This is a genomic window from Pandoraea sp. NPDC087047, assembly GCF_044745225.1.
In the GTDB taxonomy this organism is placed as follows: Bacteria; Pseudomonadota; Gammaproteobacteria; order Burkholderiales; family Burkholderiaceae; genus Pandoraea.
In genome coordinates, this window is record NZ_JBIUZU010000006.1 from 321,738 (window position 1) to 346,755 (window position 25,018).

A 25,018-nucleotide genomic window follows, 5' to 3' on the forward strand; every position below is an offset into this window, starting at 1 on the left:
CGGGTTCCATCAGCGAGCACCGGGCGCGATCCGCGCCCGCAGACGTGGCGTAGCGAAATCCAGAAATGCACGCAGCTTCAGCGGCAACGGCGTCTGGCCCTTATGCACCAGGCTGACGGGCAACGGGGCCGCTTCGAAGTCATCGAGCACCACTCGCAGGGTGTCGTCGTGCAACGCCTGCGCCACCTGATACGACAGCACGCGCACGAAACCCACGCCCAGCACCGCCGCCGAAATCGCAGCCTCGGCCGTATTCACTGCCAGTTGCGAACGGATGGGCACCGATTGTCCGGTGCGCCCCGCGCCGAACTCCCACGCCCGCCGCGACGCCAGCACTTCGAACGTGATGCACGCGTGACCGGCAAGATCGCGCGGTTTGCGCGGCACGCCATGCGTCGAGAGATAGCCGGGACTTGCGCAAATAACACGGCGTACCGTACCGATGCCCGTCGCCACCAGCGTGCTGTCCGGCAAGTCGCCAATGCGCAGGGCGACATCCGCATGCTCGTCCATCAAATGCACCACGCGGTCCGTCAGCTTGAGGCTGATGTCGATTTCCGGATACTGCGCGAGAAATTGCGCGACCACCGGCAACACATGCAAACGCCCGAACACCACGGGCGCCGTGAGCACCAGTTCCCCTTTCGGCGTTGCATATTCCCCCGTGGCCGTGCGCTCGGCCTCGCCGATGTCTTCAAGAATCCGTCGGCACGCCGCCACGTAGGCACCTCCGGCGTCCGTCAGCGACAACTGACGCGTGGTCCGATGAAGCAGCCGCGTTTTCAGATGTGCTTCGAGCTCGCCCACCTTGCGACTGACCGTTGCCAGCGGCATCCCGAGCTGGCGCGCCGCCGCCGACAGACTGCCCGCATCGACCACGGCAATGAGGATGGACATGGATTCGAGGCGATTCATGAACTCTACCAAATTTTGGAAAGATGACTCCTGATCTTGACGGATTCTCTACGTGAACGCAACTGCGTAACGTCCATCACTGAGCGTGGAGCCCCGTCAGCGCGCCATGGTGCGAGCGGTTTCCACGTCCCGTTACCGTCATTACAGGAGTGCGTCGTGCGCCCACCCAACACCCCATCCGCAACGCCGGCCCCGTCATCGCAAGCGGCGCCCCAGATCGCCTCGCGCAGCAAGATCGTCATGATGGCGATCATCGCCGGGGCGGTCGTCACCAACATCTACTGCACGCAACCAATTCTGCCGTTGATCGCCGCCGGGCTTCACGTCGACCTCGGGACCGTAGACCTCGTGGCCGCTGCCGCGCTACTGGGCTTCTCCGCGGGCCTCGCGTTGTTGCTGCCGCTTGGCGACCGTTACGACCGCCGCAAGCTCGTGCTCGCGCAGATCGCGCTGGCGTTCGTGTTCGCCGTTGCCGCCGCGTTTGCGCCGGGCATCTGGGCGTTGATCGCCGCGTCCTTCGGTCTGGGGGCGGTGTGCTGCGTGCCGCAACAGTTGGTGCCGTTCGCTGCCGTCATGTCGCTGCCTCGTTCGGCGGACGCGCCACCGACAAGCTCGGGCCGCGCGGCGTGATCGGCGTGAGCATCGCCATCGTCACCCTGGCCTACGTGCTGCTGGGCGGCGCGAACACGTCGCTCGCGTTGCTGGTAGTCGGCGTGATCGTGCTCGACGTCGGCGTGCAGTCCGGGCTGGTGTCCAACCAGACGCGCGCCTTCGCCGTCGCCCCCAAGGCTCAGGGCCGGATCAACAGCCTCTACATGACGGCGACGTTCTTCGGCGGTGCCGTGGGCGCCACGGTGAGCGGCTGGCTGATGGCCCGGTTCGGATGGTCCGGCATCGCGGGCTTCGGCATCGCGCTCGGACTGCTTGCCTCGGCGCTTCATTGGCTGGGATCGGTGCGCAGCGACGCTGCGGCGCCCGGCGCAGGCCGCGCGGTTTAATGACGCGGGCACCCTGTGCAGCGATTCGCGCCGGGTGCCTGCACGAGACGTCACACCATCAGATCGACGAACTGGTGCACAGGCATGGCCTCAAGGCGTTGCTGATCGAGCGCCACGTCGAGAATGCGCGATTGCGCGCGGGGCGCGAAACAACGGGCGAGATTGGTCCTGAATTTCTCCACGAGCAAAGGAATGCCCTCGGCGCGACGACGCTTGTGCCCGATCGGATATTCGACGAGCACTTCGTCGAGCGTCGTGCCGTCGATCAGAGTGACGGTGAGCCCGTTAGCAATCGAACGCTTGTCCGGGTCGTAATAGTCGCGCGTGAACTGCGGATCTTCCTCGCACACCATCGTCGCGCGCAGTGCATCGATACGGGGATCGGCCGCCACAGCGTCTTCATAGTCGGCGGCCGTCAACCGCCCGAACAGCAACGGCACCGCCACCATGTACTGAATGCAGTGATCGCGATCGGCCGGGTTGGCCAGCGGCCCCTGCTTGTCGATGATGCGAATCGCCGCCGCGTGCGTGCGGATCTTCACCGAGCGGATGTCCTGCGCACTGCGCCCCATCGCCTGCAACTGACGATGCAGCGTCATCGCGGCTTCAGCCGCCGTCTGCGCGTGAAATTCCGCCGGGAAGGAGATCTTGAACAGCACGTTCTCCATCACATACGACCCATAGGGCCGCTGGAATGCGAACGGCTTGCCCTTGAACGACACGTCGTAGAAGCCCCACGTCCTGGCCGTGAGCACGCTCGGATACCCCATCTCGCCGGTACGCGCCATGAGCGCGAGACGCACCGCGCGGCTCGTCGCGTCTCCCGCCGCCCACGACTTGCGGCTGCCTGTGTTGGGCGCGTGACGATAGGTGCGCAGACTCTGTCCGTCGACGAACGCCAGCGAGAGCGCGTTGATGAGTTCGTCGCGCGACAATCCCAGCATCTCGCCCACGACCGCCGTCGAGGCGACCTTGACCAGCACGACGTGATCGAGTCCGACCTGATTGAACGCGTTCTCCAGCGCGAGACAGCCCTGAATCTCATGCGCCTTGATCATCGCGGCCAGCACGTGACGCATGGTCAACGGCGGTTGAGCCTGTGCCACCGCCGTGCGCGAGAGCCAGTCGGCGGTCATCAGAATGCCGCCGAGATTGTCCGACGGATGTCCCCACTCGGCAGCGAGCCAGGTGTCGTTGAAGTCGAGCCAGCGAATCATCGCACCCAGACTGAACGCCGCCTGCACCGGATCGAGTTGATACGGCGTGCCAGGCACTTTCGCCCCGTTCGGAACGACGGTGCCCGGCACGAGGGGGCCGAGCAATTTGGTGCACGCGGGGTAGGACAAGGCCTCGAAACCGCACCCGAGCGTGTCGATCAGACAGTTGCGCGCGGTGTCGAAGGCGAGATCGCTGCGGATCTCATAGGTGAGGACGTAGTCGACAATGTCGGTCAGCACCTTGTCGGGCGAGGGACGTACATTCGAAAGACTCCCGGACATCGACGACCTCCTGTGAGATGAATCGGCGCAGCCTCAGAACGCGTCTCCCGGAATCCGCACCCAACCTTCCATCAGCACGCGTGCGCTGCGGCTCATGATGGCTTTGGTGACGGTCCACTCACCGCCGGCTTCCTGCGCCTGCGCGCCCACGCGCAGCGTGCCCGACGGATGGCCGAAGCGCACGGCATTGCGCTCGCCGCCGCCCGCTGCCAGATTCACGAGCGTGCCCGGGATCGACGCCGCCGCCCCGATGCACACCGCCGCGGTGCCCATCATGGCGTGATGCAGCTTGCCCATCGACAGCGCACGAACGAGCAGATCGATGTCGCCAGCGCTCACCGCCTTGCCGCTCGACGCCGTGTAGCCCGCCGGCTTCGCCACGAACGCGACCTTCGGCGTGTGCTGACGCGTTGCCGCCTCCGACACGTCCCTGATGAGGCCCATGCGAATGGCGCCGTGCGCACGAATCGTCTCGAACATCGCGAGCGCTTTCGGATCGCTGTTGATGGCGTCCTGCAACTCCGTGCCCTGGTAGCCGATGTCTTCGGCGTTGAGGAAGATCGTGGGAATGCCCGCGTTGATCATCGTTGCCTTGAACGTGCCCACGCCGGGCACTTCGAGGTCGTCGACGAGATTGCCGGTCGGGAACATCGCCCCGCCGCCATCACCGTCTTCCTCGGCGGCCGGATCGAGGAATTCGAGTTGCACTTCGGCGGCCGGGAATGTCACGCCGTCGAGTTCGAAATCCCCCGTCTCCTGCACTGCACCGTTCGTCATCGGCACGTGGGCAACGATCGTCTTGCCGATGTTGGCCTGCCAGATGCGCACGACGGCCACGCCATCGCGCGGCACGCGCGCCGGGTCCACCAGCGCGCCGCCGATCGCGAACGGGCCGACGGCCGCCGACAGATTGCCGCAATTGCCGCTCCAGTCGACGAACTTCTGATCGATCGAGACTTGCCCGAAGAGATAGTCCACATCGTGGTCCGGGCGCTCGCTTTTCGCGACGATGACCGTCTTGCTGGTGCTCGACGTGGCCCCGCCCATGCCGTCGATCTGCTTGCCGTACGGGTCCGGGCTGCCGATCACACGCATGAGCAATGCGTCGCGCGCGGCGCCCGGCACCTGGGCGGCGGCGGGCAGATCCTGCAGGCGGAAGAACACGCCCTTGCTGGTGCCGCCACGCATATACGTGGCGGGAATGCGAATTTGTGGCTGATGTGCCATCGCGTCTCTCCTCAGGCAGCCGCCTGCGACGATTCCAGAAAGTCCTGCGCGAAGCGCTGAAGCACCCCGCCCGCCTCGTAGATCGATACCTCTTCGGCCGTATCGAGACGGCAGGTCACCGGCACTTCCACGCGCTCGCTACTCCCGTCTTTCTTGTGGCGATGGATCACCAGCGTGAGGTCGGCGCGCGGCGTGCGCTCACCGATCACGTCGAACGTTTCGCTGCCGTCGATCCCGAGCGTCTTGCGATTGGTGCCCGGCTTGAATTCGAGCGGCAACACGCCCATGCCGACCAGATTGGTGCGGTGAATGCGCTCGAACCCTTCGGCGACGATGGCCTCGGTGCCTGCCAGACGCACGCCCTTGGCAGCCCAGTCACGCGACGAACCCTGACCGTAGTCGGCCCCGGCGATCACGATGAGCGGCTGCTTGCGCGCCATGTACGTCTCGATGGCTTCCCACATGCGCGCGATCTTGCCTTCGGGCTCGATGCGCGCAAGCGATCCGGCCTTGACCTGCCCGTCGACCACGACCATCTCGTTCTTGAGCGTCGGGTTGGCGAACGTGGCGCGCTGCGCCGTGAGGTGATCGCCGCGGTGCGTGGCGTACGAGTTGAAGTCTTCTTCCGGCAGGCCCATCTTCGCGAGGTATTCCCCCGCGGCGCTGTCGGCCATGATGGCGTTGGACGGCGAGAGGTGATCGGTCGTGATGTTGTCGCCCAGCACCGCCAGCGCGCGCATGCCGCGCAGCGTGCGCTCGCCCGCGAGCGCGCCTTCCCAATAGGGCGGACGGCGGATATAGGTGCTCATCTCGCGCCAGTCGTACAGCGGTTCGGCCTGCTCGCCCGGCTCGCTCGATACCGCGAACATCGGCTCGTACACGCGGCGGAACTGCTCCGGTTTGACGCTGGTGGCGATGATCGCGTCGATCTCTTCGTCGCTCGGCCACAGGTCGGCAAGTTTCACCGGCTTGCCGCTCGCATCGACGCCCAGCACATCTTTCTCGATGTCGAAGCGGATGGTCCCGGCAATGGCATAGGCCACCACCAGCGGCGGCGACGCGAGAAACGCCTGCTTCGCGTACGGATGGATACGGCCGTCGAAATTGCGGTTGCCCGAGAGCACCGCCGTGGCGTAAAGATCGCGCTCGACGACTTCCTGCTGAATCACCGGATCGAGCGCGCCCGACATGCCGTTGCACGACGTGCAGGCATAAGCGACCACGCCGAAGCCGAGCGTCTCCAGCTCCGGCAGCAGCCCGGCAGCTTCCAGGTACAACGTGACGGCCTTCGAGCCGGGTGCGAGCGAACTCTTGACCCACGGCTTGCGGGTGAGGCCCACGCGATTCGCATTACGCGCGAACAGCCCGGCCGCGATCATATTGCGCGGGTTATTGGTGTTCGTGCAGCTCGTGATCGCCGCGATGATGACCGCGCCGTCAGGCATCAGGCCCGGTTCGTTCTCGACCTTGCCGCTGATGCCACGCGCGGCCAGCTCGCTCGTCGGCACACGCTTGTGCGGGTTCGACGGACCGGCGATGTTGCGCACCACACTCGACAGATCGAACGTCAGCACGCGTTCGTACTGCGCGTTCGCGAGGCCGTCGGCCCACAGGCCGGTCTGTTTCGCATAGGTCTCGACGAGCGCAACGAGCGCGTCGTCGCGGCCGGTGAGCTTGAGGTACTTGATCGTTTGCGCGTCGATGTAGAACATTGCCGCCGTGGCACCGAACTCGGGGGCCATGTTCGAGATCGTCGCGCGGTCGCCCAGCGTGAGGTTCGCGGCACCTTCGCCGTAGAACTCCAGATAGGCGGACACCACCTTTTCCTTGCGCAGGAACTCGGTCAGCGCCAGCACGATGTCGGTCGCCGTGATGCCCGGCTGCGGCTTGCCCGTCAGGTCGACACCGACGATATCCGGCAGACGCATCCACGACGCGCGCCCGAGCATCACGCTCTCCGCTTCCAGACCGCCCACACCCACGGCGATCACGCCCAGCGCATCGACCATCGGCGTGTGCGAGTCGGTGCCCACGAGCGTATCGGGATAGGCCACGCCGTGCGTCACCTGAATCACCGGGCTCATGCGCTCCAGATTGATCTGGTGCAGGATGCCGTTGCCCGGCGGAATCACGTCGACATTGCGAAACGCCTTCTTCGTCCAGTTGATGAAGTCGAAACGGTCTTCGTTGCGGCGATCTTCGATGGCGCGGTTCTTCGCGAAAGCATCCGGATCGAAGCCGCCGCACTCCACCGCCAGCGAGTGATCGACCACGAGCTGCGTTGGCACCACCGGATTGACGAGCGCCGGATCGCCGCCCTGTGCGGCGATGGCGTCGCGCAAGCCCGCGAGATCGACCAGCGCGGTCTGGCCGAGAATGTCGTGGCACACGACGCGGGCCGGAAACCACGGGAAGTCGAGATCGCGACGTCGCTCGATCAGTTGCCGGAGCGAGTCGGTGAGCGCCGCCGGATCGCAGCGGCGCACCAGGTTTTCGGCCAGCACGCGCGACGTGTACGGCAGCGTGTCGTAAGCGCCCGGTGCGATGGCCTCGACGGCAGCCCGCGCGTCGAAATAGTCGAGCGACGTCCCGGGCAGGGATTTACGGTATTCGATATTCATGTCTTACCGCTTCTCGATCGGCACGAACTGGCGGTCTTCCGGACCGGAGTAATTGGCGCTCGGACGAATGATCTTGTTGTCGATGCGTTGCTCGATGATGTGAGCGCTCCAGCCGGACGTGCGCGCGATCACGAACAGCGGCGTGAACATCGCGGTCGGCACGCCCATCATGTGATAGCTCACGGCGCTGAACCAGTCGAGGTTCGGGAACATCTTCTTGACGTCCCACATCACCGACTCCAGACGCTCGGCAATGTCGTACATCGCCGTGTTCTGCTGCGCCTTCGACAACTCGTGCGCGACTTCCTTGATGACCTTGTTGCGCGGGTCGCTCACGGTGTAGACCGGGTGGCCGAAGCCGATGATGACTTCCTTGTTCTCGACGCGGTGACGGATATCGGCCTCGGCTTCGTCCGGCGAGTCGTAACGCTTCTGGACTTCGAACGCCACTTCGTTGGCCCCGCCGTGCTTCGGGCCGCGCAGTGCGCCGATGGCGCCGGTAATGGCCGAGTGGATGTCCGAGCCCGTGCCCGCGATCACGCGTGCGGTAAATGTCGACGCGTTGAATTCGTGCTCGGCGTACAGGATCAGCGAGGTATGCATCGCGCGCACCCACAGGTCCGACGGCTTCACGCCATGCAGCAGGTGCAGGAAGTGACCGCCGATGCTATCGTCGTCCGTCTCCACATCGATGCGCACGCCATTCTGGCTGTAGTGATACCAGTACAGCAGCATCGAGCCGAGGCTGGCCATGAGGCGGTCGGCGATGTCGCGCGCGCCCGGAATATTGTGGTCGTCCTTCTCCGGCAGCACGGTGCCGAGCACCGACACGCCCGTGCGCATCACGTCCATCGGGTGAGCGGCGGCGGGCACGGCTTCGAGCGCGTCCTTGACGGCGGCCGGCAGCCCGCGCAGCGACTTGAGCTTGGCCTTGTAGCCACGCAGTTCGGCTACCGTCGGCAGCTTGCCGTAGACCAGCAGATAGGCGATCTCTTCGAATTCCGAGGTCTGCGCCAGATCCAGAATGTCGTAGCCGCGATAGTGCAGATCGTTGCCCGAACGGCCCACGGTACACAGGGCCGTGTTGCCTGCGGTCACACCCGACAGGGCGACGGATTTCTTGGGCTTGAAGCCGGTGGCGGTCGTCTCGCTCATGTTCATTCCTCCAGGATCAGGGGTTCGTTATTTCTGTTGTGCGAACAGCGCGTCGAGCTTCTGTTCGTAAGCGTGGTAGCCGATGCTCTCATAGAGCTCGGCGCGCGTTTGCATCGTGTCGAGCACCGCCTTTTGAGTGCCGTCGCGACGAATCGTGTGATAGACGTTCTCGGCCGCCTTGTTCATGGCACGGAACGCGGAGAGCGGGTACAGCACCAGACCGACCTGCGCGCTCTTGAGTTCTTCGACAGTAAACAGCGGCGTCGAGCCGAATTCGGTAATGTTCGCGAGCACCGGCACTTTGACCGCGTCGGAGAACTGGCGGTACATCGGCAGCTCGGTCATCGCTTCGGGGAAGATCATGTCGGCACCGGCTTCGACACACGCGCAGGCGCGGTCGATGGCGGCCTGAAGCCCTTCGACGGCGAGCGCATCGGTGCGCGCCATGATGACGAAATTCTCGTCGGTACGCGCATCGACCGCCGCCTTGATACGGTCAACCATCTCCTGCTGGCTCACGATGGCCTTGCCCGGACGATGGCCGCAGCGCTTCGCGCCGACCTGATCTTCGATGTGCATCGCGCCTGCGCCGAACTTGATGAGCGACTGCACCGTGCGGGCGATGTTGAATGCCGACGGGCCGAAGCCGGTGTCGACGTCCACGAGCAGCGGCAGATCGCACACGTCCGTGATGCGGCGAACGTCGGTGAGCACGTCGTCGAGCGTCGAGATGCCCAGATCGGGCAGGCCGAGCGAGCCGGCGGCCACACCGCCGCCCGACAGATAGATCGCCTTGAAACCGGCCGCCCTGGCGAGCAGCGCGTGGTTGGCGTTGATCGCGCCGACAACCTGCAACGGTTGCTCGGTCTTGACGGCCTCGCGGAAGGCGGCGCCGGCCGAACGAATGGTTTGCGTCACTTGAGTCCCTCGGTCGTGTGGGGTGCGGGCGGTGCTCTTGACTCACCTGCGCGCACCGGGTTGAGTCGCGGTATGTCACCCGATATGTGCCCGTCATGCATCGGCTACGGCGAGTCACGCATCGTCACGGATAGTTATGGCTACATCGTTAGCAATGCGCGTGCCAGCGATGCGCCCCGGCGCGCGCCGCCATCGGCTTTTCGCGTCTGTGGAGATTTCCGGGCATCTAACGCCTTCATTTATCGAAGGAAATTCTTCGCTGATGTGACGTTTACGTCAAGTTGAAATTCAACGCTTTCTGCGGATGTTTTGTTGCACGATGTTTCATTTTGATACATCAATGAAATTTCAGGTTTCATCATGATACGATAACGTTCACTGCCTGCGACCGCCGCCGCGCACTTGCCGACGCTCCCCGCCATGCCGAACTCGATGCCCGCAGATTTGCCACCGCGCCTGCCCGCGACCGCCGCAGGCTTGTCACGCGCCGGGTCAACGCCCGCCGCGCGAAAACCGGTGATCTGGGCGGTCGGCATCAGCAAGCTCGGTGAGTTGTATCGCGACATTGCGCCGGACTACGCCGGGCTGGCCGACGTTCATATCGTCGACAAGGGGTACGAAGCGCTCGTCGACGCGCTGGAGAGTCTGCCTGCCGGGAGCGTCGACGGCGTCGTGGCCGCTGGCTCGCACGGCGACTTCCTGCGCGAGCGCCTCGCGTTGCCGGTGGTGCTGGTCAAGGTGACGGGGTCCGACGTGATGCACGCACTGGCCCGCGCAAGGCGCTCGCTGCCGTCTTCCTCGCCCGATTCCCGAATCGCACTGGTGTCGTATGCGCGCCCCGCCCAGGAGTTCGAGCGCTTCAAAAGCGCCTTCCATCTCGACATCGCGCAGCACACTTACGTCGACGCTCAGAACGCCGAGGATCTCGTTCACCGGCTGCGCGACGAAGGCATCGAGGCCATCGTCGGCCCGGGGCTTGTCACGCAACTGACGGAGCGTGCCGGGCTCACCGGCATCTTTCTTTACTCGCAGGATTCGGTGCGCGCGGCGTTCGACACCGCGCTGGAAGTCGCGCGCGTGGGGCGCATCGAAGCCCAGCGGCGAGAGCGTCTCAATACGGTGTTGCGGCATTTGCACGAAGGCGTGGCCGCTGTCGATCTGGACGGGCGCATCGAAGCGATCAATGCGTCGATGGCGGGCATGCTCGGCATTCCCGTCGCCGATGCCGTCGGCCACCGGCTCGACGCGATTGCTCCGGCGCTCGACATCGCCCGCACGCTGGAGAGTGCGAGTGCCGAACTGGAATCGATCGTGTCGATGGCGGGCAAGACGTGGGTCGTCAACCGCATTCCGCTGCTCGATCAGGGCACGCTGACCGGGGCGTTGCTGACCTGTCAGGACTCGCAGTCGTTTGCGCGCGTGGACCGGTCGCTGCGCTCGCGTCATCGGCCGCGGCATCTCGTGGCGCGTTACCGTCTGGACGATCTGATCGGCGATTCGGCCGCGATGTCACAGGTTCGCACCCTCGCGCGGCGTTACGCACGGACCGATTCGACCGTGCTCGTGCATGGCGAGAGCGGCACGGGCAAGGAGTTGCTGGCGCAGGGCATTCACAACGCCAGCCGCCGCCACGACTATCCGTTCGTCGCGATCAATTGCGCCGCGTTTCCGGAGACGCTGCTCGAGAGCGAACTATTCGGTTACGAAGACGGCGCATTCTCGGGCGCGCGGCGCGGCGGCAAGGCCGGTCTGTTCGAGACGGCGCACAACGGCACCATTTTTCTCGACGAAATCGGCGAGATGCCGATGCCGCTGCAAACGCGTTTGTTGCGGGTGTTGCAGGAGCGCGAAGTCCTACGTCTCGGGGCCAACGAGCCCGTGCCCTGCGACGTGCGCGTCATCGCCGCCACGCACCGCGACCTTCGTCAGCAAGTCGCCGCCGGGGTGTTTCGCGAAGACCTTTATTACCGTCTGAACATTCTGCGCATGGTGTTGCCGCCCTTACGCGAGCGCATGGACGATCTGCCGCGCCTCACCCCGCTCTTTCTGGAGCGCGCGCTCGCCCGCGCCGGGGCGCGCATGAGTGTCGATGCCTTGCAGGCGTCGCTGCTGCCGTTGCTCGCCGCCTATCGCTGGCCGGGGAATGTTCGGGAACTGGAGAATCTGCTGGAGCGCATCGCCGTCGTCTGCGCCGACGTGGTCGACGCGCGAGAGATCGGCCGGGCACGCTTGATTGAGATTGCCCCGGAACTCGGGACGATGCAGGAGACGTTCGCGTTCGATGTTTCAAAAACGAACGGGGGACGGAAAATCCCTGACTTGGGGTGGGGAATGACGGGAGCAGCGGGCAAGGACGTCGAAGCGCCACCGTTCGCCCCGCTCACGGGACGCGAACGCCGGGCGGCCGAAGAACTTGCGCGCATCCACGCCACGCTGGCGGCGTGCGGCGGCGATCGCAACGCGGCCTGCGAAGCGCTCGGCATCAGCCGCTCGACGCTCTGGCGCAAACTTCGCACTAACGACTGAAGCGGCCGGTACCGCCCTGCTGGCAGGGGAAATCAGCACCGGCCAAGCCGGCCCAATTGGCCCAATCGGGCCAATCAGTGCTGGTGACGGATGCGCTCCCACATCTCATGCCAGTCCAGCCGCTTGTGCTCGGACGGCTCGTCGTGATGCGTCACCCAGAAGTGATCCACGAGCATGCCGATCGCGAAGCCGACGAGCAGCGCCACCAGCATCATCGAGACATTGATCATGGACATGGAAGCCTCCTGTCGATAGGAATTACGGTTCCATTCTAGTCAAACGCATGGCAAACGGCGTGGCGACTAGCGAACGGCGCAGGCATAAAAAAACCGGGATCGAAATCCCGGTGCTTCATTCCTTGCGGACCATGCGCGCGACGCGCATGGAACATCAACGCAATGCTTACCAGGTCGCAATCAGCGCGCCCTTGAACTGCGTGTCGATGAATTGCTTCACTTCGTCCGAGTGGTAGGCGTCGACCAGTTGCTTGACCCACGGCTTGTTCAGGTCTTGCGTGCGCACGGCGATCAGGTTGGCGTACGGGCCCTTCAGATCTTCGATGGCGATGGCGTCACGCTTGGGCACCAGACCGGCTTGTGCAGCAAAGTTGGTGTTGATCGACGCGGCGTCCAGGTCCTGCAGCGCGCGCGGCAGTTGAGCGGCTTCCAGTTCCACGATCTTGAGCTTCTTCGGGTTCTCGACGATGTCCAGCGGCGTGGCGTTCTTGCCGTCCAGACCAGCGCGCAGCTTGATCAGCCCTTCCTTTTGCAGCAGGAGCAGCGCACGGTTGCCGTTCGACGGATCGTTCTGGATACCGACCTTCGCGCCGCTCTTCAGATCCTTGAGCGACTTGACCTTCTTCGAATAAAAGCCCAGCGGCGAAACGTACGTGAGGCCCGCGCTCACGATCTTGTAGCCGCGGTCCTTGACCTGGCTGTCGAGGAACGGCTTGTGCTGGAAGCCGTTGGCGTCCAGATCGCCGGCGTCGAGCGCGGCATTCGGCTGTGCATAGTCACTGAACTCGATGATCTTGATTTCGAGGCCGCGCTTGTGAGCGACTTGCTTCACAACTTCGAAGATCTGCGCGTCCGAGCCGGCCATGGTGCCGACCTTGAGGGGCTTGTCGGCCGTCTGGGCCGAGGCGCCGAGGGATGCCAGCGCAAACGTTGCGCCGAGGAACGCATTGATCAGTTGACGGGACAGCATGAGCGATTTCTCCTTTTGCTTATTTGATTCGACGCCTGTTGAGCGTCTGTGCGAGTGACGGGGGACCTGATGAGTCCGCATCGATCGCGCCGTTGCGCGACCCAGACCCCGGATGCTGCCATAAATGGGGGTTTACGCGAAATACATAATCGGCATTTCGATATCCCCCCGCTCGTTTCGATAGGCTGCGCAAATCATAAAAAAAACGCCCCCTCGGATTTCCGAAGGGGCGCATCGCCGGGAGAACAGCCTGATCGCGGGCCGGGGGGGTGGCACGGCTGACGGATAGGCCGCCAGCCGGTCGCATCAGGTACCGACGATTAACCTGAAAGACTCGCTATATCGTCAGGAAGACGCCAGGGACCAGCGCCTGCACGTGCTGTGCCGAACACGTGCAGGCCCCACCCACCGCCAGTTCAGGGACAGGGCTCCTCGCCAGCCTGACCATTCATCGCGCATCCGCCGCCGCCGCCGAAACCGGCAGGCCCACCGAATGCCGCCAATCCATTGCCACCGGCCGCGCCGCCGATGCCGCGACCGCCAGGGCCACCGACACCGATACCTCCGCCGCCACCGCCGCTGCTCGCGCCACCACCACCGGTGCCGCCACCGCCAGTGCCACCGCCACCGGTTCCGCCGCCGCCGCCACCGCCACCACCACCGCCACCACCACCACCACCACCACCACCACCACCACCACCACCACCACCACCGCCACCACCACCGCCACCACCACCGCCACCACCACCACCACCACCACCACCACCACCACCACCACCACCACCACCACCACCACCACCACCACCGGTGCCGCAGCCGCAGCCTCCTGCGCCGCCGATGCCAACCCCCACGCCAATGCCAACGCCGGTCCCGTTACCGCCGGGGCCGCCGAATGCGCCCAACCCGCCGAGCCCGCCGCCACCGCCGAAGCCGATACCGCCGCCTCCGCCACGCCCACCGCCACCACCGGCGGCGTACGATGCGTTGATCGAAATACCGCACAGCATGACCGCTGCGGCCGCTCCCACCAAAGTCGCCTTGAACCTGTTCATGGTCCCCTCCCCGTGCACGCGCACACTCACTTCGAAACACACAGAACCCCGCCATAAGGTTCGGCGTTACGGCGTAAGCGCATCAGCAGAAAACGCGGGCAATAGCAGGCCGGCCCGTGCAAGTTATGCACAGGAGTCCTTAGCCAACAGCCTGCGGAGAATCCGGGTTGGCGCTTCGCCATACACGATCCACATACGCGAATTCCGTGCCAGACGAACTAACCCATTGATTTACAAAGAATTAATAACTCAACTTGCGAGACATCGCACCGGCATCCGTTGAAAATGTATCGTTCATGAAACGCTTACCACGTGGCATGCCGCAAAACGGCATACTTCCCGTGGACGAAACGCTCATCAAGCCGGTGTCCAATGCGCGATGTGCGCGCTCATGCCCGCAAGCGTTCGCGCGCCTCGCGCAGGAGCGCCTGTGGCGGCTTGCCAAGCGTGCGGACGAAGGCGCGGCGCATGCGTTCTTCGTCCCCGAAACCGGTGATGTTAGCCACCCGGGCAATCGACGCCTCCCCGGCTTCGAGCAACGCCTGTGCCGCTTCGAGACGCAGCTTCTCGATGGCCTTGGCAGGCGTAAGTCCGGTCTGCAACGTGAATTCACGGCTGAAATGCCGCGCGCTCCAATGCACTTGCGCAGCGAGCTGCTCCACGGAGAGCGGCTCGCGCAAGTGTTCGCGTGCGTAGGCGAGCGCCGCACGCACGCGATCGGAGCTGGGCTCCAGGGTGGAGAGCGTGGAGAACTGCGACTGGCCGCCGGTGCGGCGGTAATGCACAACGAGTAGCCGGGACGCATCGCGCGCAATCTCGCTGCCGTAGTCATCCTCGACCAGGGCGAGCGCCAGATCGATCCCTGCCGTCATGCCCGCCGATGTCCAGACCGGCCCGTCGTTGATGTAGATCCGATCGTCCTCGACAACCACGTCCGGGTATTGCTGCTGCAATGCCGCCGCCTGCCCCCAATGCGTCGTGGCTCGCCGGCCATTGAGCAAACCCGCGTCCGCCAGCACAAACGCACCGGAGCAGATGCTCCCGATCCGTCGCACCTTCGGTGCCAGACGTTTCAGGGCGTCGACGAGCACCGGTTCCGCCGGCACCACATACGTCGCCCCCGCCACCAGCACCGTATCGAAGGCACCCTGCCCGATCGTTTCGATGGTCTCGATCGCCTCGGTCGCGACGGAAATACCGGCCGAATCCCTCACTAGCCCGCCGCGACTGGAGACGACCTGCACTTCGTAGAGCGGCTCGTCCCGCCCGAAGTTCGCGATCTCGAAAACCGACATCGCGGCCATCGAAATCATCTGGAAGCCAGGGTAGACCACCAAAGCAATGCGTTTCGTCATGACGGAAAAGGGCCCGGCGGGGCCCTGGCAAAGGGGCGACAAAGACGTTAAGCGACGACAAGAGGCGGCTTGACGACCGATGCGTCGATTGTAGTTGGCGCGCGTCGGCGACGTCGGACACATTTGTCCTGAAAAGTGGCCTTCCTGTCATTTGAGACAACGCCGCCGCGTACCAAACTGGATGTCATTGGCAACGCGACACCGGTGCTCCACCGCGCTACCGCTGGTGTGAGTTCCGACGCGTTCGCCAACGACTCCGCCTCACCGTCCCTCGGCGCGACAGGCGCACGAAGGCCCCTGCACAGGAACCGCATCAGTCATGAACCCAACCCTCGACTCAGCCACACCGGGCACCGCCCTCATCACCGGCGCCTCCTCGGGCATCGGCGCGATGTATGCCGACCGCCTCGCCCGTCGCGGTCACGACCTCATTCTGGTCGCGCGCAACACCGGGCGTCTGCGCGACGTCGCGCAACGCATTCACGCCGGCACCGGCCGCAAGGTCGATATCCTCAGCGCCGACCTTTCCACGCGCGAAGGTCAGGCCATCGTCGAAGCCCGGCTGCGTGAAGACACGCGCATCGATACGCTGGTCAACAATGCGGGCTTCGGCGCCGTCGCTCCGCTGCTGCAAGCGGACGTCGAGCAGATGACGGAGATGATCGAAGTCAATGTCACGGCCCTCACCCGGCTGACATACGCCGCCGTGCCCGGCTTCGTCGCGCGCGGACGCGGCACGGTCATCAACATCTCGTCCATCGTCGCCATCGCGCCCGAACTGCTCAACGATGTGTACAGCGGCTCGAAGGCTTTCGTGCTCGCGTTCTCGCAAGCGCTGCAACATCAACTCGCCGACACTGGCGTGCGCGTGCAGGCCGTTCTGCCGGGCGCGACGGTCACGGAGTTCTGGGACGTGGCAGGCAAGTCGCACAACGAGTTGCCGCAGGAATGGCTGATGACCTCAGCCGATATGGTCGACGCGTCGCTAGCCGGACTCGATCAGGGCGAAGCCGTCACGATCCCGCCGCTGCAAGACGGCGACGACTGGACGTCGCACGAAGCGTCGCGTCGCGTCGCCAACTGTCGCAACGCCTCGGCAACGGTACGCCGGGCAAGCGTTACGGGGTGCAGCACGCCGCACCCGAGGTCAGCACCGCCTGATGTGAGACGTTGCTGTGCTCGGCAGACACGTCGCGCGCAGGGCCTCAATAGCGGTAATCGAGCTCGCGCGCGAGGTGCGCACATCGCGCCTCGCGTGGCTGGCCGCTCGTGGATGGCAGGTGGCGACGGCGCTCGAAGGCGTCCAGCCACGCGTCGCTGCCCAGATTGGGGTCGTGCGCCTGCGCGTCGCCAAGGGCGGAATAGTGCGTCTCCACATAGGCGAACCATTCGGGTGTGCAGGGCCTGCGCTGAGGATTGTCGAGCGCCGACGGCAGCGATTGACTCGCCACTGGCGCGGTATCGACGGCATTCGAAGCCGGAGTCGTGCATCCGGCCATCACGGCGGCGGCCGTAACCACGGCGAGCACGCGACGCGCGGCGCAAAGGCGATAAACGGGGTGGCGTTCCATGGGCGAGCTCCAACGAGACGGGTTCGAAGTCGCCCCAGTCTACGCATCGTTCAGGCTGCGTTTTTGGGCTTTCCCAAAGGTCGCCAAACGCGTCAGTTGGCGTCGATCAACTCCGCAGACGACTCCCGCAGACAGGCGGCGAATAGCTGTGCTGCGGGCGTCGTCGTGTCTTCGCGCCAATACAGAATCGCTTCGCCCAGCGGCGCCAACGGCGGCAGCGGCAATACGCGCATGGTCCCGCGCTGCACATAGCGTCGCGCGAGCGACAGCGGCAGGATTGAGACGAAGTCGCCGCCGCGCAGCAACGACAGATTTAGCGCCAGCGAACTCGACTCGATGGCCGGACGCTGCAACGTCACGCCATGCGCGGCCAGAATCTCGGTCATCGTGGCAAACGCCGGCGAGCCACCCATCGGCGTGATCCAGCGCACGTCCTGCAAGTCGTCCCAGGAGACAGCCGTGTCCGGCCCGCCGAGCGCATGCCGCGTGCCGACGACAAACACGAACGGCTCGTGATGCAGCGACTCGTAACGCATCACCGGCAAGTGCCCCGTGACACGATTGCGGCCGAGCGCCAGATCGAGGTTGCCTTCGTCCATCATCTTGAGCAGCCGGTCCAGCGTGGCTTCCACGAACGAGAAGGACGCGTTGGGCGCGCGCCGCGTGAACAACTCCACCGCATGCGCGATCAAGGGCTGCGGAATCGTCACCACAGCGCCAAAGCGCACATGACCGGCAGTGCCGGCGGTGAGTGCGCTCACATCGCGGCGCGCCAGTTCGATCTGCCGCAGAATCTCGTGCCCGCGCTCGACGAGCACGCGTCCGATGCCGGTCAACTCCACCGCGTTCCCCACACGACGCACCACCGGCGCGCCCAGCGCCTCCTCGATTTCCGCGATCTGCTTGGAGATCGCGGGCTGCGTGACGTGAAACGCAGCCGCCACTCTCGTGACCTGACGCAGCTCGCCCAGCGTCACCAGAATGCGCAGATGCCCCAGCTTCAGGCCGCTGCGAAAAAAGCGTTCTATCGAGTTATCGGTCGTTGTCATGACGCAGACGGGAAGTGAGAACCGGGACGCGCGTACCGCCGCCAGCAGACGACAGACGGCAGGCAGCGAGGCAACCAAGGGCGCAACCCGTGCATCATAACCAAACGGTAATGCCGCGATCACAAAGTGTGATTTGCCGTTGCGCCCGCCAAGCCCTTACCCTTGGATCGAGCAACACTGCCGCGCCGGGGTCTTTGCGACACATCGGACGATTTTCGGGGATACCCTTCCCCACGCATCGAATCGACGCCGAATCGCCACCGCATAACCGAACGCGTGCCGCGCTGCCCGATAACTCGACGTGCCGAATGGCACGCACCACGGAGACAACACCCCATGAGCACGTCCCTTTCCGGCGGCGCGCAGCCGCCTGCCGGCGCCCATGCCGCCCCCGCCACGCTGGACCCCGTGCAGCGCAACGCGCTGTACCGCAAGCTGACCTGGCACATCATTCCGTTTCTCTTTCTCTCGTTCATCGTCGCGTACATCGACCGCGTGAACGTAAGCTTCGCCAAGCTGGAGATGCTCTCCGACCTGTCGCTGTCGGAGACCGTCTACGGGGCGGGCGCGGGCGTGTTCTTCCTCGGCTACTTCCTGTTCGAAGTGCCCAGCAATCTGATCCTGCATCGGGTGGGCGCGCGCATGTGGATCGCGCGCATCATGGTGACGTGGTCGATCATTTCCTGCCTGACGATGTTCACGCAGGGGCCAACGTCCTTTTACGTGCTGCGCTTCCTGCTCGGCGTGGCCGAAGCGGGCTTCTTCCCGGGCATCGTGCTGTATCTGTCGACGTGGTTCCCGTCGAACAAGCGCTCACAGATCATTGCGCTGTTCATGGTGGCGATTCCGGTCTCCGGCGCCATCGGCGGCCCGCTGTCGGGCTGGATCATGCAGCACTTCGGCGGCATGCACGGTTACGCGGGGTGGCAGTGGCTGTTCCTGATCGAAGGCATCGCCTCGCTGCTGGTGGGCATCGCGGCGTTCTTCGTGTTGCAGGACAAGATCGAGACGGTGAAGTGGCTCACCGCCGACGAGAAGCGTGTGCTCGCGCAGGATCTGGCGGCCGACGACAGCACCCGCGCGCATCACAGTGTGCGCGAAGTGTTCGGCAGCGCCAAGGTGTGGCTGCTCGGCCTGCTGTACTTCTGCATCGCAATGGGCAACTACGGTCTCGTGTTCTGGCTGCCGACGATGATTCGCGCCGCCGGTGTCGCCAACCTCGGCAATATCGGCCTGCTCTCGGCGGTGCCCTCGCTCATCAGCGCCGTCGCCATGATTCTGATCGCGCGTCACGCCGACCGGCACAACGAGCGCCGCGTGCACGTGGCCGTGTGCTGCGTGCTGGGCGCGGCGGGCATGCTCGCGTCGGTGTTGCTCGCGCAGCATCTGTGGTGGTCGATGGCCGCGCTGGTCGTGGCCGCCATCGGCATCAACTCCATCGCGCCGGTCTTCTGGGGCATTCCCACAGCCATGATGGGCGGCGCGGGTGCGGCCGCCGCCATCGCGCTGATCAATTCGACCGGCAACCTCGCGGGCTTCGTCAGCCCGTACCTCATCGGTTTTCTCAAGGACAGCACCGGGCAACTGCTGCCGGGCATGATCGTGCTGGCGTGTGCGCTGGTCGGTGGCGCCTGCATCGTGCTGTCGCTCAAGCCGCAACGGAGTCATGCATGAGTTTTCCCGTCTGCCTCGTGACCGGTGCCGCCAGCGGCATCGGCGCCGCCACCGCCCTGCGCTTCGCTCAGGACGGCTGGGCCGTGGCCATCAATAACTTTGACGACAGCACGCGTGCCGACGCCGAAGCGCTCGCCGCGCAATGCCGCGACGCCGGCGCGCAAACGCTCGTCGTCGATGCCGATATCGGCGACGACGCCGCCTGCCGCCGCCTGGCCGACGCCGTCGCTGCCCAATGGGGACGGCTCGACGCCCTCGTGAACAGCGCCGGCACAACGCGTGTGATCCCGCATGGCGACCTCGAAGCCATCGACGCCAGCGAGTTCGAACGCGTCTACCGCGTGAACCTCATCGGCATGTTTCAGATGACGCGCGCCGCTGCGCCGTTGCTGCGCGAGCGTCCGGGGGCAGGATCGTCGTTGCCGCCGTCGGCGTCGGTGATCAATATCTCGTCGCTGGCGTCGCTCAACGGCACGGGGTCATCGATTGCTTATGCGGCGTCCAAGGGCGCGGTCAATTCGCTCACGCTCTCGCTCGCCCGCAATCTCGCGCCGCACGTGCGGGTGAACGCCATCGCCCCCGGCATGGTCGACGACGGCCTGCTGCGACGCGTGCTCGGCGACGACGCCTACGGGCGCGTCGTCGAGGGGATGCGCGATAACGCGCCCCTCAAGCGCGTTTCACGTCCCGCGGAGATCGCCGAGCTCGCCTGGTTCCTCGCCGCCCGCGCGCCCGCGATGACCGGCCAGGTGCTCGCCATCGAAAACGGCTTGCTGCTCAATACGTAAGCGCCTGCGCGCTTTGTGCGCGGCGCAAGCCCAAAAAGGACAAGGAAGTCCCCATGACAGATCTGCACAAACACCGCTCCCGCACGGTCACCGAAGGCGTGACGCGCACCCCGCACCGCGCCTTCCTGCGCGCCACCGGCCTCGACGATGCCGCCATCGACAAGCCCTTCGTCGCCATCGTCGATACGTTCGGCGAGAACACGCCCTGCTCCATGTCGCTGAACCAGATTTCGGACAACGTCCGTCTCGGTGTCGCGGCCGGGGGCGGTGTGCCGATTCGCGGCTCGGCCATCTCGGTATCGGACGGCACGTCGATGAACCATTCGGGCATGCGCTTCTCGCTGGTCTCGCGCGAAACGATTGCCGACAGCGTCGAGCTGTTCGTGCGCGCCCATTGTTACGACGCGCTCGTCGGCGTGGCGGGCTGCGACAAGACGCTGCCCGGCATTCTGATGGGCATGGTGCGCGTGAACGTCCCCGGCATCTTCCTGTTCGGGGGCGCCATGCTGCCGGGCGTCGCCCCGGACGGCTCGCAGGCCACCATCCTCACCGCCATCGAAGCGGTAGGCACCGCGCAGCGCGGCGATATGTCCGCCGAGACGTTGCGCGGTATCGAAAAGCGCTGCACGCCCACCGCCGGTTCGTGCCCGGGACAGTTCACCGCCAACACGATGGCGATGGTCGCGGAAGTGCTGGGGCTCGCGCCGCTGGGCTCCGCGATGGTGCCCGCGGTGTATAGCGAACGGATTGCGATTGCGCGACGTGCCGGTGAGAACGTGATGCGCGCGCTGCGCAATGGCGGCCCGCTGCCGCGCGATCTCGTCACGCGCAAGAGTCTGGAGAACGCCTGTGCCGCCGTCGCGGCCACTGGCGGCTCGACCAACGCCATGCTGCACATTCCCGCGATTGCGCATGAGGCCGGTATCGAGTTCACGCTCGACGACGTCTCCGAAGTGCTCGCCCGCACGCCACTCATCGGCGACATGCAGCCCGGCGGACGCTTTCTCGCTGTCGATCTGCACCACGTCGGCGGTGTGCCCGCGGTGCTCAACGCCCTGCTCGCAGGCGGCCACATTCACGGCGACACGCTCACCCAGACGGGCGAGACGCTGGCCGTGGCGCTGCGCGCGTTTCCCGGCCCCGATGGCCGTGTCGTCAAGCCGCACAACGAGCCGCTCTCGCCCAACGCGGGGCTGGTCGTGCTGCGCGGCAACCTTGCGCCGGACGGTGCGGCACTGAAGACCGCCGGCCTCAAGCAACGGGTCTTCACGGGCACCGCCCGCGTCTTCGAGACGGAAGAAGACTGCATGGCCGTCGTGTCGGCACAAACGTATCGCGAAGGCGACGTGCTGGTGATCCGCAACGAAGGCCCCAAGGGCGGGCCGGGCATGCGCGAGATGCTCAGCGTCACCGCGGCGATCTACGGGCAAGGCATGGGGGAAAAGGTCGCGCTGCTCACCGACGGGCGGTTCTCCGGCGCCACGCGCGGCATGTGCATCGGCTATGTCGGTCCCGAGGCGGCCGCGGGCGGACCGATTCGTCTGCTGCGCGACGGCGACACGATACACATCGACGCAATCAAGGGTAAGCTCGACGTCGAACTCTCCGACGAGGAACTCGCCGCACGGGCCGCGCAGGCCAAACCGTTTGTGCGCGGCCGTCTGGGCGGCGTACTGGAAAAGTACGAAGCGCTCGTGCGGCCGGCCAAGCTGGGCGCGGTGACCCATTCGGGGGCCGTGCCGTGGCCCTACGAAGCCTCGATCGGGGAGACGCCAACCCACGAGGACTCGAATTGATGACTAACCCACGCGTAGGCTTTTGCGGCATCGGCCGCATGGGCGAACCCATGACGCAGCGGCTGCTGGCCGCCGGACACGAGGTCGCCGTATGGAACCGTTCTGCCGCGAAACTGGGCGCGCTGACCGGCGCGGGCGCCATCGCCTGCGTCACCCCGCAGGCGCTCGGGGAATGTGTCGACATCGCCCTGCTGTGTCTGGGCGACGGCAAGGCCGTCGAGGACGTGGTGTTCGGCGAGCACGGTCTGGTGCATGCCGCTACGCCACCGCGCTTTATCGTCGACCATTCGACGCTGTCGCCGGCGCTGACCCGCAACCTCGCCAAACGCTGGCATGCGGCGACGGGCAGCGTCTGGATCGACGCCCCCGTGTCGGGCGGCACGGGGGGCGCCGAAGCCGGCACACTCGCCGTCATGGCTGGCGGCCCGGCCGATGCCATCGAAGCGGTGACGCCGGTGCTGCGCGCCTTCTCGTCGCGCGTCACGCGCATGGGTGAGATTGGCGCAGGCCAGACCACGAAGCTCGCCAATCAGGCCATCGTCGCCACCACGCTTGCCGGACTGGCCGAGGCCTTCGTGCTCGCCAAGCGCAGCGGCATCGACACGGGCGCAGTGCCCTCGGCGCTGCAAGGCGGCTGGGCCGATTCGGTCCTGCTGCAAACGCTGTGGCCGCGCATGGTGACGCCGCCCGAATTTGCCACCGGCACGGTCCGCGTGATTCTCAAGGATCTCGATGCGATTGCCGAACTGGCGCACACGAGCGCGACCATGCAGCGCGTGCTGCCCGAAGTACGGCGGCTGCTGAAGGACGCCGCAGAGCGCGGCATGGCGGATTGGGATCTGTCTCAGATCTTCCGGATCGGCGAGATTGAGAGCTCGCCTGACGCTTGAGGCTTGATGTCTGAAACCGGCGCGCGAACGTCGAAAAAAAGCCATGTCCGTTGCCGGGCATGGCTTTTCTTCATTCGCGAGCGGCTTACTTGACCGTGACCGTCGAGAAGTCCTGACGGCCGAACGGGCTTACCCGGTAGCCGGACACATCGGCACGCGTGATCACCGACGCCACCGGATGCGCCAGCGGAATCCACAGCGCATCGTCCTTGATCGTCTTCTGCGCGGCCTGATACTTGGCGGTGCGCGCCGCGAAGTCGGGCGTGCGCTTGCCGTCGCTGATCAGCTTGTCGAGATTGGCGTCGCAAAAGCGCGCGAAGTTCGTGCCGGAGGTCACCGCCGCGCAGCTGAACTGCGGCGTGAGGAAGTTGTCCGGATCGCCGTTATCCCCCGACCAGCCCATGAACAGCAGATCGTGCTCGCCCGCCTTGCCGCGGCGAATCAGCTCGCCCCACTCCACTGTCTTGATCTGCGCCTTCACGCCGATCTTCGCCAGATCGCTTTGCAGCATCTCCGCGCCCACGCGCGGGTTCGGATTGAGCAGACTGCCCGCCGGACGCGTCCAGATCGTCGTCTCGAAACCTTGCGGGAAACCGGCGTCGGCGAGCAACTTCTTCGCCTTGTCGATGTTGTGCGGATAGTCCGCCACGTTCTTGGCGTAGCTCCACGTGTTTGGCGGGTACACATTGACCGCCGGCGTGGCCGTGCCTTCGAACACTTGCTTGACGTAGCTCGGCTTGTCGAAGGCGAGATTGAGCGCCTGACGCACCCGCACGTCGTTTAACGGCTTGTGTTGCGTGTTGATGGCGACGAACGCCGTCATGAACGCGGGCGTCTCCACCACTTTGAGCGCCTTGTCGCTGCGCGCGGCCTGCACGTCGAGCGGCTTGGGCGACAGCGCGATCTGGCACTCGCCCACCTTGACCTTCTGCGCGCGCACGGCGGCGTCCGGCACGATCGTGTAGATCAGGCGCTCCGAGGCGGGCGCGCCGCCGAAGTACGCCTTGTTCGCGTCGTAACGCACCACGCTGTCTTTCTGATAGCTGCGGAAGACGAACGGGCCCGTGCCGATCGGACGCGCGTTGAGTTCATCCGTCTTGTTCGCGGCGACGAGCTTGTCTGCGTACTCGGCCGAATAAATCGACGCGAAGCCCATCGACAACATCGACAGGAACACGGCATCGGGTTCGGACAACGTGAAACGCACGGTGTTGTCGTCGACCTTCTGCACCGACTTGATCAGCTTGCCCAGCGAGAGCGATTGCGCATGCGGGAACCCCGACGGCGTGAGCTTGTGCCACGGCGCGTTGTCGTTGAGCATGCGATCGAAGGTGAAGACGACGTCATCGGCGTTGAACGGGCGCGTCGGCTTGAAGAGATCGTTGCTGTGGAAGCTGACGTTCGGGCGCAGCGTGAACGTGTAAGTCAGGCCATCGGGGCTGACGTCCCACTTGGTCGCCAGACTCGGCACGACCTTGGCTTGCGCCGCATCGAATTCGACCAGACGGTTGAATACGGGATCGGCCGACGCGTTGGTCGTGGTGAGCGAGTTGTAGCGCACGACGTCGAACCCTTCCGGGCTGGCTTCGGTGCAAACGGTGAGGGGCTTGGCCTGTGCCGCGAGCGGCACCATGGGCAAGGCAAGGACGGTGAGAACGGCGGCGAGCGTATGACGCGAACGGCGGCGCATGAGCTTCTTCTCCAGGAAGTCGATGACGGGTGGCGAAACAACGGGGCAGAATAGCGCAAATTCAGGACGACTGCCTTTGCGCCGCAGC

The 25,018-nt window shown here is 65.2% G+C and carries 20 protein-coding genes and 1 pseudogene; 8 read left to right on the top strand and 13 right to left on the bottom strand.

The genetic code is table 11. The annotated features are described in order from the left end of the window. Window positions 1–9: 9 nt before the first annotated feature. Window positions 10–915 carry a LysR family transcriptional regulator gene (locus ACIPHM_RS13970; protein WP_400328857.1) on the bottom strand — a complete coding sequence of 302 codons (906 nt, stop codon included), beginning with the start codon at window positions 913–915 and terminating at the stop codon, window positions 10–12. A 156-nt stretch (window positions 916–1,071) separates the two neighbouring features. Here ACIPHM_RS13970 and ACIPHM_RS13975 point away from each other — a divergent pair, with 156 nt between their 5' ends. Next, a complete protein-coding gene (locus ACIPHM_RS13975) occupies window positions 1,072–1,545 on the top strand; it encodes an MFS transporter (protein WP_400328860.1) in 474 nt (157 codons plus the stop codon). Between the two features lie 5 nt (window positions 1,546–1,550). Next, a complete protein-coding gene (locus tag ACIPHM_RS13980; protein ID WP_400328863.1) occupies window positions 1,551–1,913 on the top strand; it encodes a hypothetical protein in 363 nt (120 codons plus the stop codon). Between the two features lie 50 nt (window positions 1,914–1,963). Here ACIPHM_RS13980 and ACIPHM_RS13985 read toward each other — a convergent pair whose 3' ends face one another. The 6 genes from ACIPHM_RS13985 to ACIPHM_RS14010 all read right to left on the bottom strand — a co-directional run bounded on the left by ACIPHM_RS13985 (window position 1,964) and on the right by ACIPHM_RS14010 (window position 9,869). Next, window positions 1,964–3,412: a bifunctional 2-methylcitrate dehydratase/aconitate hydratase gene (locus tag ACIPHM_RS13985; RefSeq protein ID WP_400328867.1), complete on the bottom strand. Its 1,449-nt coding sequence runs from the start codon at window positions 3,410–3,412 to the stop codon at window positions 1,964–1,966. Window positions 3,413–3,445: 33 nt separating this feature from the next. Beyond that, window positions 3,446–4,639 (bottom strand): 2-methylaconitate cis-trans isomerase PrpF, encoded by a 1,194-nt coding sequence (gene prpF / locus ACIPHM_RS13990; RefSeq protein WP_400328869.1) that lies wholly within the window; start codon window positions 4,637–4,639, stop codon window positions 3,446–3,448. Window positions 4,640–4,650: 11 nt separating this feature from the next. Further along, window positions 4,651–7,260, bottom strand: a complete 2,610-nt coding sequence (acnD, locus tag ACIPHM_RS13995) for a Fe/S-dependent 2-methylisocitrate dehydratase AcnD (RefSeq protein ID WP_400328872.1) — start codon at window positions 7,258–7,260, stop codon at window positions 4,651–4,653. A gap of 3 nt (window positions 7,261–7,263) precedes the next feature. Then, window positions 7,264–8,415, bottom strand: coding sequence for a 2-methylcitrate synthase (gene prpC, locus ACIPHM_RS14000; RefSeq protein ID WP_400328875.1), 1,152 nt, complete (start codon window positions 8,413–8,415; stop codon window positions 7,264–7,266). 27 nt (window positions 8,416–8,442) lie between these two features. Continuing rightward, window positions 8,443–9,333: a methylisocitrate lyase gene (prpB, locus tag ACIPHM_RS14005; protein ID WP_400328878.1), complete on the bottom strand. Its 891-nt coding sequence runs from the start codon at window positions 9,331–9,333 to the stop codon at window positions 8,443–8,445. Window positions 9,334–9,572: 239 nt separating this feature from the next. Then, on the bottom strand, window positions 9,573–9,869 hold the full coding sequence (locus tag ACIPHM_RS14010; protein WP_400328881.1) for a hypothetical protein: 297 nt from the start codon (window positions 9,867–9,869) through the stop codon (window positions 9,573–9,575). Between ACIPHM_RS14010 and prpR the strand changes: the two genes are divergently transcribed. Beyond that, entirely contained in the window at window positions 9,850–11,859 is a 2,010-nt protein-coding gene (gene prpR / locus ACIPHM_RS14015; protein ID WP_400328884.1) for a propionate catabolism operon regulatory protein PrpR, read from the top strand. The two genes, ACIPHM_RS14010 and prpR, sit on opposite strands and share 20 nt — an antisense overlap. A 74-nt stretch (window positions 11,860–11,933) precedes the next feature. Here prpR and ACIPHM_RS14020 read toward each other — a convergent pair whose 3' ends face one another. From ACIPHM_RS14020 to ACIPHM_RS14035, 4 genes are all read right to left on the bottom strand, one after another. Continuing rightward, window positions 11,934–12,095 carry a hypothetical protein gene (locus ACIPHM_RS14020; protein ID WP_400328887.1) on the bottom strand — a complete coding sequence of 54 codons (162 nt, stop codon included), beginning with the start codon at window positions 12,093–12,095 and terminating at the stop codon, window positions 11,934–11,936. A gap of 166 nt (window positions 12,096–12,261) precedes the next feature. Next, entirely contained in the window at window positions 12,262–13,065 is an 804-nt protein-coding gene (locus tag ACIPHM_RS14025; RefSeq protein WP_400328889.1) for a MetQ/NlpA family ABC transporter substrate-binding protein, read from the bottom strand. Window positions 13,066–13,513: 448 nt separating this feature from the next. Continuing rightward, a complete protein-coding gene (locus ACIPHM_RS14030) occupies window positions 13,514–13,927 on the bottom strand; it encodes a hypothetical protein (RefSeq protein ID WP_400328892.1) in 414 nt (137 codons plus the stop codon). A 579-nt stretch (window positions 13,928–14,506) separates the two neighbouring features. Continuing rightward, complete coding sequence (locus ACIPHM_RS14035) at window positions 14,507–15,472, bottom strand: GlxA family transcriptional regulator (protein WP_400328894.1); 966 nt, start codon at window positions 15,470–15,472, stop codon at window positions 14,507–14,509. Between the two features lie 319 nt (window positions 15,473–15,791). On the opposite strand from ACIPHM_RS14035, the pseudogene ACIPHM_RS14040 reads away from it, so the two are divergent. After that, a pseudogene (locus ACIPHM_RS14040) lies at window positions 15,792–16,544 on the top strand (SDR family NAD(P)-dependent oxidoreductase); the annotation flags it as partial. 591 nt (window positions 16,545–17,135) lie between these two features. On the opposite strand, the gene ACIPHM_RS14045 reads toward ACIPHM_RS14040, so the two are convergent. Next, window positions 17,136–18,092 (bottom strand): LysR family transcriptional regulator, encoded by a 957-nt coding sequence (locus ACIPHM_RS14045; RefSeq protein WP_400328897.1) that lies wholly within the window; start codon window positions 18,090–18,092, stop codon window positions 17,136–17,138. A gap of 336 nt (window positions 18,093–18,428) precedes the next feature. Here ACIPHM_RS14045 and ACIPHM_RS14050 point away from each other — a divergent pair, with 336 nt between their 5' ends. From ACIPHM_RS14050 to ACIPHM_RS14065, 4 genes are read left to right on the top strand one after another with little or no spacing between them, the layout of a single operon-like run. Further along, window positions 18,429–19,766, top strand: a complete 1,338-nt coding sequence (locus ACIPHM_RS14050) for an MFS transporter (protein WP_400328900.1) — start codon at window positions 18,429–18,431, stop codon at window positions 19,764–19,766. Beyond that, window positions 19,763–20,554, top strand: coding sequence for an SDR family NAD(P)-dependent oxidoreductase (locus tag ACIPHM_RS14055; protein WP_400328903.1), 792 nt, complete (start codon window positions 19,763–19,765; stop codon window positions 20,552–20,554). Before ACIPHM_RS14050 ends, ACIPHM_RS14055 begins: the two co-directional genes overlap by 4 nt. 53 nt (window positions 20,555–20,607) lie before the next feature. Then, complete coding sequence (gene ilvD / locus ACIPHM_RS14060; RefSeq protein WP_400328906.1) at window positions 20,608–22,350, top strand: dihydroxy-acid dehydratase; 1,743 nt, start codon at window positions 20,608–20,610, stop codon at window positions 22,348–22,350. After that, complete coding sequence (locus ACIPHM_RS14065; protein ID WP_400328909.1) at window positions 22,350–23,240, top strand: NAD(P)-dependent oxidoreductase; 891 nt, start codon at window positions 22,350–22,352, stop codon at window positions 23,238–23,240. Before ilvD ends, ACIPHM_RS14065 begins: the two co-directional genes overlap by 1 nt. 85 nt (window positions 23,241–23,325) lie before the next feature. Here the strand turns inward: ACIPHM_RS14065 and ACIPHM_RS14070 are convergent, their stop codons facing one another. Continuing rightward, a complete protein-coding gene (locus ACIPHM_RS14070) occupies window positions 23,326–24,930 on the bottom strand; it encodes an ABC transporter substrate-binding protein (protein WP_400328911.1) in 1,605 nt (534 codons plus the stop codon). Between the last annotated feature and the right edge of the window lie 88 nt (window positions 24,931–25,018).